Source organism: Streptomyces sp. NPDC001663 (assembly GCF_042893105.1).
Taxonomy (GTDB): Bacteria; Actinomycetota; Actinomycetes; order Streptomycetales; family Streptomycetaceae; genus Streptomyces.
Map to the genome: position 1 here is coordinate 23,884 of NZ_JBIAUR010000010.1, position 14,693 is coordinate 38,576.

The window sequence follows — 14,693 nt, forward strand, 5'->3', positions numbered from 1 at the left end:
GTTGGTCAGACGTCCTCCAGACCTGAACCCGTGGATCCTTCGAGCTCAAACGAGCGGCGGGCGCTGAGCGGTCGGCACCGGAGTACGGTGGCGGTACCGAGCGCACCTCGCACGCCGTCATCCATTTCGGCGTCGCCCTCGGGGAACGGCAAGGCCGGAGCACATCGCGTCCGGTCGGAAATGAGCCGCCCCACATGAGCCTGATGAGCCTCGCAGTACTCGCCTCCTCCCACAAGGAGAACGAGTTCCGACTGCCTCTGCACCCCAGCCACCTCGACCGGATCGCCCCGGAGCTGCGCGAGAGGATCTTCCTCGAACAGGGCTACGGCCGACGCTTCGGCGTCCCCGACGACGCGCTGCGCCCCCTCGTGGCCGGCCTGCGCTCCCGCGAGCGACTCCTCGCCGAGTGCGACGTCGTACTGCTGCCCAAACCGATGCACGACGACATCGCCGCGCTGCGCGAGGGCCAGGTGCTGTGGGGATGGCCGCACTGCGTGCAGGACGAGAAGATGACCCAGATCGGCATCGACCGACGGCTGACCCTGATCGCCTGGGAAGCCATGAACCACTGGACCTCCACGGGCGCCTTCAGCGTCCATGTGTTCCACAAGAACAACGAGCTCGCCGGCTACTGCTCGGTGCTGCACGCCCTGCAGCTCGGCGGGCTGACCGGTAGCTACGGGCGCCGCCTGCGGGCGGTGGTCATCAGCTTCGGCGCCACGGCGCGCGGAGCGGTCACGGGCCTGGGCGCCATGGGGGTCACCGACGTCACCGTGCTCACCCAGCGCGCCGCGGCAGCGGTGGCGTCACCGATGCCCTCGGTGGTGATGGGCCACTTCGAGGAGCAGGAGGACGATCCCTCGCGCCTGCGGGCAGTCACCGCGGCCGGTTCCCAGCCGCTGGCGGAGTACCTGGCCGGGTTCGACATCATCGTCAACTGCGTCCTGCAGGACACCGACGCGCCGCTCATGTTCGTCACCGACGAGGAACTCGCCCTCTTCCGGCCCGGAACGTTCTTCATCGACGTCGCCTGCGACGAGGGTATGGGCTTCGCATGGGCCCACCCGACCACCTTCGGCGAGCCCATGCCCACGGTGGGGTCCGGCTGCCACTACTACGCGGTGGATCACAGCCCGTCCCACCTGTGGAACTCCGCCACCTGGGAAATCAGCGAGGCGCTCCTTCCCTACCTGCGCAAGGTCATGAGCGGCCCCGCGGTCTGGGACACCGATGTCACGATCAGAAAGGCCATCGAGATCCGCGACGGCGTCGTCCAGAACCCGAAGATCCTTTCCTTCCAGCACCGGTCAGCCGCCTACCCCCACGCACCCGAAGTCCCGGCGACTCCGCTGAGCTCAGAGGTCTAGTACGCCGGCGCGTTGAGGATCTCCCACTCCGCACCAGAAAGATCCTTCGAGTAACGGATACGCGGCCCGCGTACCCCAGCCCCCGAAAGCGCGCCACCACCCCGCTACGCAGAAGGGCCGGAGCTGGTCGGCTCCGGCCCTTCAGTGGTGTGTCCGCGCAGGTCAGGCGGCAGCGACCTCGCCCGTGTGGCCGTGCAGGCTCGCGATCACCTCGGTCAGCTGCGCGGCGACCTCGGCGTCGTCGGCCGGGTGGGTCTCGGCGAAGCGGACCACGGAGCCGGGGATGGAGAGCTTGACGTCCTCCAGCACCTTGGCGCCGGCGATGCCGAGGGCCTTGCGGGCCTCGTCCTGCGCCCAGACGCCGCCGAACTGGCCGAACGCGGTGCCGACCACGGCGGCGGGCTTGCCGCCGAAGGCGCCGGCGCCGTACGGGCGGGACAGCCAGTCGATGGCGTTCTTCAGGACGGCCGGGATGGTGCCGTTGTACTCGGGGCTGAAGAGCAGGAAGCCGTCGGCGGCCTGCGCGGCCTCACGGAGCTTGGCGGCGGGGGCCGGGACGCTGCCCTCGACGTCGATGTCCTCGTTGTAGAACGGGATCTCGGCGAGACCCTCGAAGATCTCCACGTTCGCACCCTCGGGCGCGAACTTGACGGCCGCCTCGGCGAGCTGGCGGTTGTGCGAACCGGCGCGGAGGCTGCCGACGAGCGCGAGGATACGAACAGACATGCGAACTCCAAGGGGGCTGAAACATTGCCGTAACGATCCGGACCGAGGTCCGCTTAAACTTTCTAGCACCCTAAGCGGACCGCGGTCCAGTTTTGTTCCCGATGCTTTACGCTGTCTTCATGTCCGCCTCCCTGCCGCCCTTCCCGAAGCCCCAGGAGCCCTTCGACACGCCCCAGTTGCTGGAGGTCGGCCCGGCGGCCCCCGACGAGCCCTGCCTGCGGGCCGACGCGGCCCGTAACCGCGCCCGGCTGCTGGAGGCCGCCACCCGCCTGATCGCGGAGCACGGAGTGGCCGGGGTCACGATGGAGGCCGTGGCCGCGGCGGCGAAGGTGGGCAAGGGGACCGTCTTCCGGCGCTTCGGCGACCGCACCGGACTGCTGACGGCGCTGCTCGACCACTCGGCGAAGAAGCTGCAGGCCGACTTCCTCGGCGGGCCGCCACCGCTGGGTCCCGGCGCGCCGGCGATCGACCGGCTGCGCGCGTTCGGCGTGGCGGTGCTCTATCGCTCGGTCGAGCAGCTGGACCTGCAGCTGGCCGCCCAGCCGGAACCGACCCGCAGGTTCTCCCACCCCTCGCTGCGGGCGCTGCACACGCACGTCCTGGTCCTGCTGCGGCAGATCGTGCCGGACGCGGACTGCGAACTCCTCGCCCAGACGCTGATGGGCTATCTAGACCCCGCCCTGATCCACCACCTGACCAGGCAGTGCGGGATGCCCATGGAGCGCTTGGAGGCCGGCTGGGTCGACCTGGTCGACCGCGTCACCGGCACCCGACCCGGATGCTGACCTCGGCTCAGCCGTGGCTGGCGAACATGTCCAGCAGGGCCTGCGGGGCGTCGGCGCGGAACAGCATCGCGCCGCTGTGCGCCGACTCGGCGGCGAAGATCTCGCTGCGGGGGAACATCTTCTCCTCGTAGGCCGCCAGGGCCGCCTCGGCGTCGCCCGGGTGCGTGGCCAGGGCCAGTCCCAGTTCCGCGCCGTCCAGCAGCGCCAGGTTGGCACCCTCGCCCGCGAACGGGGACATCAGGTGCGCGGCATCCCCGAGCAGCGTGACCCCCGGGACACGCTCCCAGCGATGCCCGACCGGCAGGGCGTGGATGCGCCGCGGGACCAGCGCCCCGTCGGCGTCGTCGACCAGCGCCCGCAGGCTCTTGTCCCAGTCCGTGAAGTGCTCCAGTACGGCCGCCTTGGCCGCCCCGGTGTCGGTGAAGTCGATGCCGTCGAGCCACTCCTCGGCGGCCTCCAGTGCGACGTAGATGTGCAGGCTGCCGTCGGTCTCGCGGTGCGCGAGGAAACCCCGGCCCGCCCCGAGTGCGAACAGCATGCCGCCGCCGACCACTTCGGCGCTCAGCGGATGACGTACGTCCGCGTCGCGCAGGTCCACCTCGACGAACGAGACGCCGGTATACACGGGTTGGGCGTCCGAGAACAGCGGACGGATCCGCGACCAGGCGCCGTCGGCGCCGACCAGCAGGTCCGTGGTGAACACCGTGCCGTCCGCGAGCGCCACCTCGTGCCGACCACCGCCGAGCGGCCGCGCCGCGGTGACCTTCGCGTCCCAGCGGACGGTGCCCTCGGGCAGTGAGCCGAGCAGCAGGTCGCGCAGGTCGCCGCGGTCGATCTCGGGGCGACCGCCGGTGCCGTCGTCGGCCTGCTCCAGGCGGACCACCGCGTCCTTGTCGAGGACCCGCATGGCCTCGCCGCCCGGATGCACCAGCGCCCGGAACTCCTCGTACAGTCCGGCCGCGCGCAGCGCCTCCTGCCCGGACTCCTCGTGGATGTCGAGCATGCCGCCCTGGGTGCGGGCGGCGGGGGAGGCGTCCAGGTCGAAGAGGGCGGCCTCGATGCCGTGCACCTGCAGCACTCGGGCGAGTGCGAGGCCGCCGAGACCGGCGCCGACGACGGCTATGGGGTGATGCGTGGTCATGTCGTACTCCTTCAGGTCGGTCGGGTAGGGCGGTCCGCCGGATCAATCGGGTACGGCGGTCCGCTCGATGCCGGCGATCAGCGCCCGCAGCCCCCACGACAGGCGGGTTTCGGGCGCCCCCGACAGCAGGTCGCCGCGGAGCGCGGCGATGTGCGGATGGGTGCGGTCGGAGATGTCGCGGACGGCGCGGCGCAGGGCGTCCCAGTCCTCCTCGGACTGGCCTTCGCCGGAGTGTTCGGCGGCCGTCGCGGTGGCGTGCTGCAACAGCAGGTCCACGCCCCACGCGGCCTGCGCGGGCGGAACGCCGCCCTCGTCGAGCAGGGCCAGCAGCGTCTCGATCAGGTTCAGGTAGTGAGGGCCGCTCGGCCAGGCCGTCAGCGCGGAACGCGCCAGGCTCGGGTGCTCGAAGAGCATCGCGGTGTACGCCGTGAGCACCTGCTCCAGCCGCTCCCGCCACGAACCCCCGGCCGGGGCCGGCCCGACCGTCCCCAGCAGCTCGTCCAGCACGGCGGCGTGCAGCTCCGCGGTGTTGCGGACGTACACGTACAGCGAGGCCGGGCCGGTGTCGAGCTCCTGGGCCAGGCGCCGCATGGTCACCTTCTGCAGCCCCTCGGCCCGCAGCACCGCAACGGCGGCGGCCACGATGCCCTCCCTGGTCAGAGCGGGCTTGGCGGGGCGCTCACGGCGGCTGCGCGGGGTGTCGGGGCGATCTGTCATGCCTCCACGTTAACGAACATGTTCGCTCCGAACAAGTTCGTGACGAACATGTTCGTAAAATACCCGAAGGGTTGATGCCCGCCACCTGGCCGGAGGCTGCCGCTCGCTACGGCTTGATTGCGAAGTTCCCCCACCCGGAGCCGTCGGCGAAGGTTCTGCAAAGATGCCGTACGTCATGGTGCAGATACCGAAAACGCCCGCGTCCTCGTCGCCCGCACCGAGCTCCGTGCCCACGAGTGCCGATGTGGCCCGCCTGGCCGGCGTCTCGCGCGCGACCGTTTCCTACGTCCTCAACAACACCAGTGCCGTACGGATCAGCGAGCCCACGCGGCGCCGGGTCCACGAGGCCGCGAAGGAACTCGGGTACGTGCCGCACGCGGCCGCCCGCAGTCTGCGTGCCGGGCACAGCCGCATGGTCCTGATGCCCGCGCCGACCTTCCCGGTCGGGCCGCTCTACAGCCAGTTCCTCAGCGATCTGCAGGTCGCGCTCGGCCGCCTGGACTACACGGTCGTGCAGCACGGCAGCGTCGGCCTGCACGGTGACGAGGCCGCCCGCGCCTGGGCCGAGCTGCGCCCGGTCGCCGTCCTGGTGCCCGGCGGTGCCGGCCTGGTGGGCCCGAAGGGCGTGACGGTGCTCAAGCGCTCCGGCGCCCGGGCCGTCGTCACCCTCGGCCCCGACTCCGTCGAGGGCGCCCACGCCCTGCTGATGGACCACGAGGCCGTCGGCCACTGCGCCGGCAGCCACCTCTTCGACCGCGGCCGGCGACGCGTCGGTGTCGTCGTGCCCGAGGAGGAGGGCCTGGAGGCATTCTCCCTGCCCCGTCTCGACGGCGTGCGCCGCGCCCTGCACGGCACCGACGCCACCGTCACCGAACTGCCCCTCGCCTACGAGGAGGAGTCCGCCGCGCGCCTCGCCGCCCGCTGGCGCGAACTCGACCTCGACGCCGTGTTCGCGTACAACGACGAGTACGCGATGCTGCTGATGCGCGCCCTGCAGGACCAGGGTGTGCGCATACCCGAGGACACGGCCGTCATCGGCGCCGACGACCTCATGCTCGGCCGGCTGCTGCGCCCTAGGCTGAGCACGGTCCACATCGAGCTGCCGTCCGGCCGCGACCTCGCCGAACTGGTCGACCGCGCGGTCCGCAACCCCGGCGCCGCGCCCGAGACACACAAGGTGCTGGGAGCCACGATGGTCCACCGCGACTCCAGCTGAACCCCGGGAGGCGGGCATGCGCACGACGGTCGGCATCATCGGCGGCGGCCCCGCCGGACTGCTCCTGGCCCGGCTGCTGCACCGCACGGGCATCGACTGCGTCGTCCTGGAGGCCAGGAACCGGGAGTACGTCGAGCAGCGCCAGCGCGCCGGAATGCTGGAGCAGGGCACGGTTGACGCGCTGCGCGCCTGCGGCGCCGCCGAGCGGCTGGAGGCCGAGGGCCTGGTCCACCAGGGCATCGAGCTGCGCTTCGAGCGCGAACGCCACCACATCGACTTCCCGGCCCTCACCGGCGGCCGTACCGTCACGATCTACGCCCAGACCGAGATCGTGAAGGACCTCGTCGCCCTCCAACTGGCCGACGGGCCACCGCTGTTGTTCGAGGCCGAGGCCCTCGAGATCGAGAAACCGGAGAGCTCCTCACCCGTGGTGCGCTTCCTGCACGAGGGCCGCGAGCAGACCCTGAGCTGCGACTGGGTGATCGGCTGCGACGGCTTCCACGGCATCTCCCGCGACACCTTTCCGCCCGAGGTCGGCCGCTCGTACGCGCACGACTATCCGTACTCCTGGCTCGGGATCCTCGCCGACGTGGCGCCCTCCTGCGACGAGCTGATCTACGCGCGCGGGGAGAACGGCTTCGCCCTGCACAGCATGCGCTCCCCGCATGTCTCCCGCCTCTACCTGCAGGTCCCCAACGGCACCGACCCCGACGACTGGCCCGACGAGCGCATCTGGGACGAGCTCGCCGCCCGCTTCGCCATCGACGCCGACTGGACCCTGCACCGCGGCCCGATCACCGCCAAGGCCGTGACCCCGATGCGCAGCTACGTCCACGAGCCGATGCGGCACGGCCGGCTGCTGCTGGCCGGTGACGCCGCCCACATCGTGCCGCCGACCGGCGCCAAGGGCCTCAATCTCGCCGTCTCCGACATCCGCGTCCTCGGCCGCGCCTTCGCCGAGTGGCACCGCACGGGATCCGAGCAACTCCTCGACACCTATTCGGAGATGTGCCTCGAGCGCGTGTGGCAGGCCACGCGATTCTCGTACGACATGACTAAGATGTTGCACGCTCAACCAGATGGGGATGTGTTCGAGAACCGACTGCAGCTCACACGGCTGCGCCGGATCGCCGCATCCCGCCACGCGGCGGCCGAACTGGCCGCGAACTACTCGGGACTTCCGCTCATGATCTGAGTCCCGCCGGTGACGAAACGGAGAGCCGTCATGCCGTTGCTCGACCCGAAGACCTGGCAGTCCCGTCCCCTGTCGGGACCGGAGTACGCCGTTACGGAGCCCGCCACCGGGGACACCCTCGCCACCGTCACCCTCGCCTCGGCCGCGGACGTCGGCCCGGCCGCCACGGCCGCCCGCGCCGCCCAGGCCGAGTGGGCCCGCCTGCCGCACTTCGTCCGCGCCGGAGTGCTGCGCAAGGCCGGCGACCTGTTCGCCGCGCACGCCGACGAACTGCGCGAATGGCTCGTCCGCGAGCCCGGCAACATCCCCGGCAAGGCCGACTTCGAACTGCACGTCGCCGCCCAGGAGTGCTACGAGGCCGCCGCCCTCGCCTCCCGCCCGGCCGGACAGATCCTGCCCAGCGAGGCACCCCGGCTGTCCTACACCCGGCGCGTCCCGGTCGGCGTGGTCGGCGTGATCTCCCCGTTCAACGCCCCGCTGATCCTCTCGATCCGCTCGGTCGCCCCGGCCCTCGCGCTCGGCAACGCGGTCGTCCTGAAGCCGGACCCGCGCACCGCGGTCTCCGGCGGTCTCCTCATCTCCGCTATCTTCGCCGAGGCGGGCCTGCCCGAAAACCTCCTGCACGTGCTGCCGGGCGGCCCCGACGTCGGTCAGGCCCTGGTCGCCGACCCGCAGATCCCCGTCATCTCCTTCACCGGCTCCACGGCGGCGGGCCGCGCGGTCGGCGAGGCGGCCGGCCGCCACCTCAAGCGCGCACACCTCGAGCTCGGCGGCAACTCCGCCCTGGTCGTACTGGAGGACGCGGACCTGGACGCGGTGATCTCGACGGCTGCCTGGGGTTCGTTCTTCCACCAGGGCCAGATCTGCATGACGACCGGGCGCCACCTCGTCCACCAGTCCCTGTACGAGGAGTACGTCGAGCGGCTCGCCGCCAAGGCCGACTCCCTCGCGGTCGGCGACCCGCACCGCGAGCAGGTCCACCTCGGCCCGATCATCGACGACAACCAGCTCGCCAAGGTGCACGGCCTGGTGCAGGCCAGCACGGCCGGCGGCGCCAAACTGGCCGCGGGCGGCACCCACGAGAAGCTCTTCTACCGGCCGACCGTCCTGGCGGGCGTCGATGACCACACACCCGCCTACGCCGAGGAGGTCTTCGGCCCGGTCGCGCCCGTACGGTCCTTCGCCACCGCCGACGAGGCTGCGGCCCTGGCCTCGGCGGGCGAGTACGGCCTCTCCCTGGGCATCGTCACCCGGGATGCGGCCCGCGGCCTCGACCTCGCCGAGCGCATCCCGACCGGCATCGTCCACATCAACGACCAGACGGTCAACGACGAGGCCGTGGCACCCTTCGGCGGCGTCGCCGCGTCCGGCACCGGCGCCCGCTTCGGCGGCGAGGCCAACCTGGAGGCCTTCACCGACGTGCGCTGGACGACGGTGCGCGGGGACGTGGCGCCGTACCCCTTCTAGATCTTCCGGATCGGGGGGTTTACTGGCCGTTCTGCTCGGCCTGGGCCTGCTGTTCCGCGACCGCCTTGCGGACCTCGTCCATGTCCAGCTTGCGCGCCTGTCCGATGACGTCCGTCAGGGCGGCCTCGGGCAGGGCGCCCGGCTGCGCGAACACGGCGACCTGGTCGCGGACGATCATCAGCGTGGGAATCGACTGGATACCGAAGGCCGCGGCCAGCTCCGGCTGCGCCTCGGTGTCCACCTTGCCGAACACCAGATCGGGATTGTCCTCGGCGGCCTTCTCGTAGACCGGGGCGAACTGACGGCACGGCCCGCACCAGCTCGCCCAGAAGTCGATCAGGACGAACTCGTTGTCCGTGACCGTCTGGTCGAAGTTCTCCTTGGTGAGCTCCACGGTGCTGCTCATGGCGTGTTTCCCTCTTCCTGGTGTCGGGGGCGAAGCCGTCGGCACAACACGGACGGCCGGTCACGTATTCCGCGTCCCTACCCGTGTGGCCACGGAGCACACCACCCACCGGACCGACCGTCGCAGTGCAGGCTCTTTGGCGTTATTGTCCCGCTATGGACGGGCTCCGGTGGTCTGCATGACAGCAGCGGAGGTGCACCGGCAGCAGGCGGCTCGACGCCTGGTGGACCACGTCGTCGTCGACGCGGTCGAGCAGACCGGTGCCCATGCCGGGGGGCTGTGGCTGCTGCCGCCCGGTGAGGTCGTCCTGACTCTGGAGAACATCGTCGGTGTGCCGCCGGAGTTCGCCGCGCCCTGGCATCGGGTTGCCCCGACCCATGCGGTGCCCGTCACCGATGCCATCGCTACTCGGGCCGTGGTGGCAGTGGACAGTCAGCAGGAGATGGCCCGCCGTTACCCGCGCGCCGCCCTCGTCCTGCCGTACAACTTCGCCCTCGCCGCCGCGCCGGTGGTGTACGAGGACACGGTGCTGGGAGCCCTGCTGCTGATGTGGCCCGGCTCCCGGCAACGACCGCTCAGCCCGCCGGTGCGGGACCGGATGGAAGCCGCGTGCTCGCTGCTGGCCACCGTCCTGCACTGCGCCCACAGCGGGCCCGGCACCTTCGAGCCGTCGGACGAGCCACGCGCCCTGGACACCGCGCCGGGCAAGGCGTCCCCCGGTGACGGGGCTGCCGCCGCCTTCTCACGGCGTCTGCCCGAGGGATGTGTCTCCCTTGATCTGCACGGTCGCATCGTCCACCTGAACCCCGCCGCGGCCGACCTGCTGGGCAGTGACGCGTCGGCCCTGATGGAAACCCTGCCCTGGGAGTCCGTGCGCTGGCTCGACGACCCCGTCTACGAAGACCGCTACCGCACGGCGGTCATCAGCAGGCAGAACACGCTCTTCACCGCCCGCCACCCCGACGGGCGGTGGCTCGACTTCCACCTCTACCCCGACGACACCGGAATCAGCGTCCGCATCACCGGGGCCCAACCCGGCGACGACGTCCCGGCACCGCCGGCCTCGGCCCCCGCCGCGGCGACGACCCGAGTCGGATCCCTCTACCACCTGATGCACCTCGCGGGCGCACTCACCGAAGCCGTCAGCGTGAACGACGTGGTCGCCCTGGTCGCGGACACCGTGCTGCCGGCCTTCGGCGCTCAGGCACTCGTGATTCTGGCGGCGGAGGGCGGGCGCCTGCGCATCGTGGGCTACCACGGCTACCCGCCCGAGACCATGCAGCGCTTCGACGGCACGCCCCTGACGTCCGCCACACCCGGCGTGGCGGCGTTGACGAAGGCCACCGCCGGATTCTTCTCCGACCGCGCGGAGCTGGAGGCCACCTACCCGGCGCGCGTCGGCAGGGACGACGGGATGGCCGCCTGGGCCTTCCTGCCCCTGACGGCCTCCGGCCGCCCCGTCGGCACGTGCGTCCTGGCCTACGACCGCCCGCACGTCTTCCCGGCCGAGGAACGTGCGGCCATGACCTCACTGAGCGGCCTGATCGCCCAGGCCCTCGACCGAGCCCGCCTCTACGACACCGAACACGCACTCGCCCAGGGCCTGCAGCAGAGCCTCCTGCCACGCGCTCTGCCCACCGTGCCCGGACTGGACGTGGCCGCCCGCTACCTGCCCGCCACCCACGGCATGGACATCGGCGGAGACTTCTACGACCTCATCCGCCTGGACGAGCACACCGTGGCCGCCGTCATCGGCGACGTGCAAGGGCACAACGTCACCGCCGCCGCCCTCATGGGACAGGTGCGCACCGCCATCCACGCGAACGCCACCGCAGATGTCGCACCGCACGAGGTCCTCGCGCGCACCAACCGCCTGCTGACCGACCTCAACACCGACCTGTTCACCAGCTGCCTGTACGCACGCATCGACCTGGCCGCACACACCGCCACACTGGCCAATGCCGGACACCTGCCACCCGTGCTCACCGCGCCGGACGGTTCGGCGACCACCCTGGACCTCGATGCCGGTCTCCTGCTCGGCATCACCAAGGAAGCGGCCTACTCCTCGCGCGAAGTCCCCCTGCCCCCGCGTTCCCTGCTCGCCCTCTACACCGACGGACTCGTCGAACGCATCGGCACCGACCTCTCCACCGGCATCCAAGCCCTCGTCCACATCCTCGGCACGCACCACGGGCGTCCGGCCGAAGACGCAGCACGTCGCATCACGCAGGAACTCTGCTCCGACAAGGACCGCGCGGACGACGTCGCCCTGATCCTCCTGCGCCCGGACAGCCGGCACTCGAAGGCGTCGCTCGCCGCAAACACCTAGTGGCGCTCGACGAAGGGCCGACGGCAGCCGGACACGCGTACCCAAGCTCGCCAGAACCACGACAGGACACCAGACTGACCCCATGACGGAATCGGAAACCATCGCGTACGACGTCGTGGTGCTCGGGGCGGGACCCGTGGGGGAGAACGTCGCCGACCGCACCCGTGCGGCCGGCCTGTCCACCGCGGTCGTGGAGAGCGAGCTCGTCGGCGGCGAGTGTTCGTACTGGGCCTGCGTTCCCAGCAAGGCCCTGCTGCGCCCGGTCATCGCGCGTGCGGAGGCCCGCCGCGTGCCCGGGCTGCGCCAGTCGGTGCAGGGGCCCCTCGATGCGGCCGCCGTGCTCGCGCACCGCAATTACTACACCTCCGACTGGCACGACGACGGCGCGGCCCAGTGGCTGGACGGCATCGGCGCCGACCTCCACCGCGGCCACGGCCGCCTGACCGGACCGCGCACGGTGACCGTCACGGGCTCGGACGGCGGGCAGAAGGTGCTCACCGCCCGGCATGCCGTGGCCGTCTGCACCGGTACCGACGCCGTGCTGCCCGACCTGCCGGGCTTGGCCGAGGTCAAGCCGTGGACCAGCAGGAACGCGACGAGTGCGCAGGCCGTGCCCGGTCGTCTCGTGGTGGTCGGCGGGGGAGTGGTGGCCACCGAGATGGCCACCGCCTGGCAGGGCCTCGGCGCGCAGGTCACCGTCCTGGTCCGCGGCAAGGGCCTGCTCAACCGCATGGAGCCGTTCGCCGGGGAGCTGGTCGCCGAGGCGCTCACCGAGGCGGGCGCGGACGTCCGGACCGGTACGTCGGTCGAGTCGGTCACCCGCGAGAACGGCACCGTCGTGGTGGTGACCGACCAGGGCGACCGCATCGAGGCCGACGAGATCCTCTTCGCCACCGGCCGCCGCCCGAAGACCGGCGACATCGGCCTGGACACCGTCGGCCTGGAGCCGGGCGGCTGGCTACCGGTCGACGACAGCATGCTGGTGTCCGGCAGCGACTGGCTGTACGCGGTCGGCGACATCAACCACCGCGCGCTCCTGACCCACCAGGGCAAGTACCAGGCCCGGATCGCGGGCGCCGCCATCGCCGCCCGCGCCTCCGGCGTACCGATCCTGGAGTCGGACCCCTGGGGCGCCCACGCCGCCACCGCCGACCATCACGCCGTCCCCCAGGTCGTCTTCACCGACCCGGAGGCAGCCGCCGTCGGCCTCTCCCTCGCGGAGGCGGAACAGGCCGGACACCGGGTGCGGGCCGTTGACGTCGACATGACCTCCGCATCCGGCGCCGGCCTGTACGCCGACGGCTACCGCGGCCGCGCCCGCATGGTCGTGGACCTCGAGAAGGAGATCCTGCGCGGTGTGACCTTCGTCGGTCCCGGTGTCGGCGAGCTCATCCACTCGGCGACGATCGCGGTCGCCGGCCAGGTCCCGATCGCCCGGCTGTGGCACGCGGTGCCGTCGTTCCCGACGATCAGCGAGGTCTGGCTGCGGCTGCTGGAGGCGTACCGCGACAACTGACGCCCTCGCCAACTGAACTCCGCGGCAAGGGACTTCATTGACTGAAGCCTGCTGCGCGGGGATTCACGCGGACACCACCAACTCCAGATAGTCCTCGCTCCACAGGTCCTCCTCGGACTCCGGCAGCAGCAGCACGCGGTCCGGGCGCAGCGCCGCTACGGCGCCCTCGTCGTGGGTGACCATGACGATCGCGCCCGGATACGTGCCCACCGCCGCCAGGACCTCGGCACGGGAGGCCGGGTCCAGGTTGTTGGTGGGCTCGTCCAGCAGCAGCACGTTCGCGCCGGAGTGGACCAGACCCGCCAGGGCGAGGCGGGTCTTCTCCCCGCCGGACAGCACACCAACCTGCTTGTCGGCATCGTCCCCGCCGAACAGGAACGAGCCCAGCACACGCCGCACTTCACCGTCCGTCAGATGCGGGGCGGCGGCCGCGAGATGCCCGGCGACGGTCAACTCGGCGTCCAGCGTGTCGTGTTCCTGCGCGAAGTAGCCAACCCGCAGTCCGTGTCCGGTCACCACCCGGCCGCTGTCGGGCGCGACCTGACCGGCCAGGATCCGCAACAGGGTGGTCTTTCCCGCTCCGTTGGGGCCGAGGACGACCAGGCGGCTGCCGCGGTCGACTGCCAGATCCACCCCGCCGAGGACGCGTTGGCCGCCGTAGGACTTCGTCAGGCTGATCGCACCCAGTGGGATCCGCCCGCACGGCGCCGGTTCGGGCAGCCGGATGCGGGCCACCTTGTCGGCGCGCCGCACCGCTTCGAGGTCGGCGAGCAGGCGGTCGGCGCGGCGGGCCATGTTCTTCGCGGCCACCGCCGTCGACACGCGGGCGCGCATCTTGTCCGCCTGGGCGTGCAGCGACGCAGCCTTGCGCTCGGCGTTCGCCCGCTCCCGCGCCCGCCGCCGCTCGTCGGCCGCGCGCTGGGCGAGGTAGGCGTCCCAGCCGGTGTTGTGGACGTCGATCGTGGCGCGCTGCGGGTCCAGGTGGAAGACCCGGTTGACGGTGTCGGCGAGCAGGGAGGTGTCGTGACTGATGAGGACCATCCCTGCCTGACAGGTCGTCAAGAACGTGCGCAGCCAGGCGATCGAGTCCACGTCCAGGTGGTTCGTCGGCTCGTCGAGGAGCAGCGTGCCGTGGTCGGCGAACAGGATGCGGGCCAGCTCCACGCGGCGGCGCTGCCCGCCGGAGAGGGTGCCCAGCGGACGGCCGAGGAGGTCGTCGGGCAGGCCCAGCCCGGCGGCGATCCGAGCGGCTTCGGCCTCCGCCGCATACCCCCCGCGGGCCTGGAAGTGGGCCTCCGCGCGCACATAGGCGTCCATCGCCCGCTGCGACCCGTCGGCCATCGCGGCCTCGGCACGCCGCAGCGCGTGTACGGCCAGGTCGAGACCGCGCGCGGACAGGATGCGGTCGGTGACGGTGACCGCCGGGTCCGCCGCTCGCGAGTCCTGCGGCAGATGACCGACCTCGCCGGTGCGGGTCACGGTCCCGGCGGCCGGACGCACCGCGCCCGCCAGGGTGTTGAGCAGGGTGGTCTTGCCGGCGCCGTTGCGGCCCACCAGGCCGATGCGGTCGCCGGGGGAGACGTGGAAGGAGATGCCGGACAGCAGCAGACGCGCGCCGACGCGCACGTCGACACCACGAACGGTGATCATGGGAAAACACTCCGAAAATCAGCAAGAGGACACACGGGTGGCGTGGAAGCGGGTCCTCAGCTAAGAAATTCGGGGCGTAGACATGCGGCCAGGCTAGCGAGGGGCGCTGCGCGAGCGCCTCTCATTTACGGCAGCACGAGGCCTACGGGAGTCCTGGGCTTCACAACAGCCCGGCGCT

Annotated in this window: 12 protein-coding genes; 7 read left to right on the forward strand and 5 right to left on the reverse strand. The window is 71.5% G+C overall.

The genetic code is table 11. From position 1 onward, the window contains the following. The first annotated feature begins 194 nt into the window (after positions 1-194). Complete coding sequence (locus tag ACFY1L_RS30315) at positions 195-1,367, forward strand: N(5)-(carboxyethyl)ornithine synthase (protein ID WP_388831160.1); 1,173 nt, start codon at positions 195-197, stop codon at positions 1,365-1,367. Positions 1,368-1,529: 162 nt separating this feature from the next. On the opposite strand, the gene ACFY1L_RS30320 is transcribed toward ACFY1L_RS30315, so the two are convergent. Further along, positions 1,530-2,093: an NAD(P)H-dependent oxidoreductase gene (locus tag ACFY1L_RS30320; RefSeq protein ID WP_388831162.1), complete on the reverse strand. Its 564-nt coding sequence runs from the start codon at positions 2,091-2,093 to the stop codon at positions 1,530-1,532. Between the two features lie 101 nt (positions 2,094-2,194). Between ACFY1L_RS30320 and ACFY1L_RS30325 the strand changes: the two genes are divergently transcribed. Then, on the forward strand, positions 2,195-2,878 hold the full coding sequence (locus ACFY1L_RS30325) for a TetR/AcrR family transcriptional regulator (RefSeq protein ID WP_388831164.1): 684 nt from the start codon (positions 2,195-2,197) through the stop codon (positions 2,876-2,878). Positions 2,879-2,885: 7 nt separating this feature from the next. On the opposite strand, the gene ACFY1L_RS30330 is transcribed toward ACFY1L_RS30325, so the two are convergent. Together ACFY1L_RS30330 and ACFY1L_RS30335 are read right to left on the reverse strand one after the other, a co-directional pair. After that, complete coding sequence (locus ACFY1L_RS30330) at positions 2,886-4,019, reverse strand: FAD-dependent oxidoreductase (protein WP_388831166.1); 1,134 nt, start codon at positions 4,017-4,019, stop codon at positions 2,886-2,888. Positions 4,020-4,061: 42 nt separating this feature from the next. Further along, entirely contained in the window at positions 4,062-4,736 is a 675-nt protein-coding gene (locus ACFY1L_RS30335) for a TetR/AcrR family transcriptional regulator (RefSeq protein ID WP_388831168.1), read from the reverse strand. Positions 4,737-4,899: 163 nt separating this feature from the next. Between ACFY1L_RS30335 and ACFY1L_RS30340 the strand changes: the two genes are divergently transcribed. Genes ACFY1L_RS30340 through ACFY1L_RS30350 form a run of 3 tightly spaced genes read left to right on the forward strand, consistent with a single transcriptional unit; the run spans position 4,900 to position 8,614 of the window. Continuing rightward, positions 4,900-5,952 (forward strand): LacI family DNA-binding transcriptional regulator, encoded by a 1,053-nt coding sequence (locus ACFY1L_RS30340; RefSeq protein WP_388831170.1) that lies wholly within the window; start codon positions 4,900-4,902, stop codon positions 5,950-5,952. A gap of 16 nt (positions 5,953-5,968) precedes the next feature. Further along, a complete protein-coding gene (locus ACFY1L_RS30345; protein WP_388831172.1) occupies positions 5,969-7,147 on the forward strand; it encodes a 4-hydroxybenzoate 3-monooxygenase in 1,179 nt (392 codons plus the stop codon). A gap of 30 nt (positions 7,148-7,177) precedes the next feature. Then, a complete protein-coding gene (locus tag ACFY1L_RS30350) occupies positions 7,178-8,614 on the forward strand; it encodes an aldehyde dehydrogenase family protein (protein ID WP_388831174.1) in 1,437 nt (478 codons plus the stop codon). A gap of 19 nt (positions 8,615-8,633) precedes the next feature. On the opposite strand, the gene trxA is transcribed toward ACFY1L_RS30350, so the two are convergent. Further along, positions 8,634-9,020: a thioredoxin gene (trxA, locus tag ACFY1L_RS30355; RefSeq protein WP_388831176.1), complete on the reverse strand. Its 387-nt coding sequence runs from the start codon at positions 9,018-9,020 to the stop codon at positions 8,634-8,636. Between the two features lie 178 nt (positions 9,021-9,198). On the opposite strand from trxA, the gene ACFY1L_RS30360 reads away from it, so the two are divergent. Together ACFY1L_RS30360 and ACFY1L_RS30365 are read left to right on the forward strand one after the other, a co-directional pair. Beyond that, positions 9,199-11,349, forward strand: a complete 2,151-nt coding sequence (locus tag ACFY1L_RS30360; protein WP_388831178.1) for a SpoIIE family protein phosphatase — start codon at positions 9,199-9,201, stop codon at positions 11,347-11,349. Positions 11,350-11,431: 82 nt separating this feature from the next. After that, positions 11,432-12,865: a dihydrolipoyl dehydrogenase family protein gene (locus tag ACFY1L_RS30365; RefSeq protein ID WP_388831180.1), complete on the forward strand. Its 1,434-nt coding sequence runs from the start codon at positions 11,432-11,434 to the stop codon at positions 12,863-12,865. 63 nt (positions 12,866-12,928) lie between these two features. Here ACFY1L_RS30365 and ACFY1L_RS30370 read toward each other — a convergent pair whose 3' ends face one another. Beyond that, a complete protein-coding gene (locus ACFY1L_RS30370) occupies positions 12,929-14,515 on the reverse strand; it encodes an ABC-F family ATP-binding cassette domain-containing protein (RefSeq protein WP_388831182.1) in 1,587 nt (528 codons plus the stop codon). Positions 14,516-14,693 lie beyond the last annotated feature (178 nt).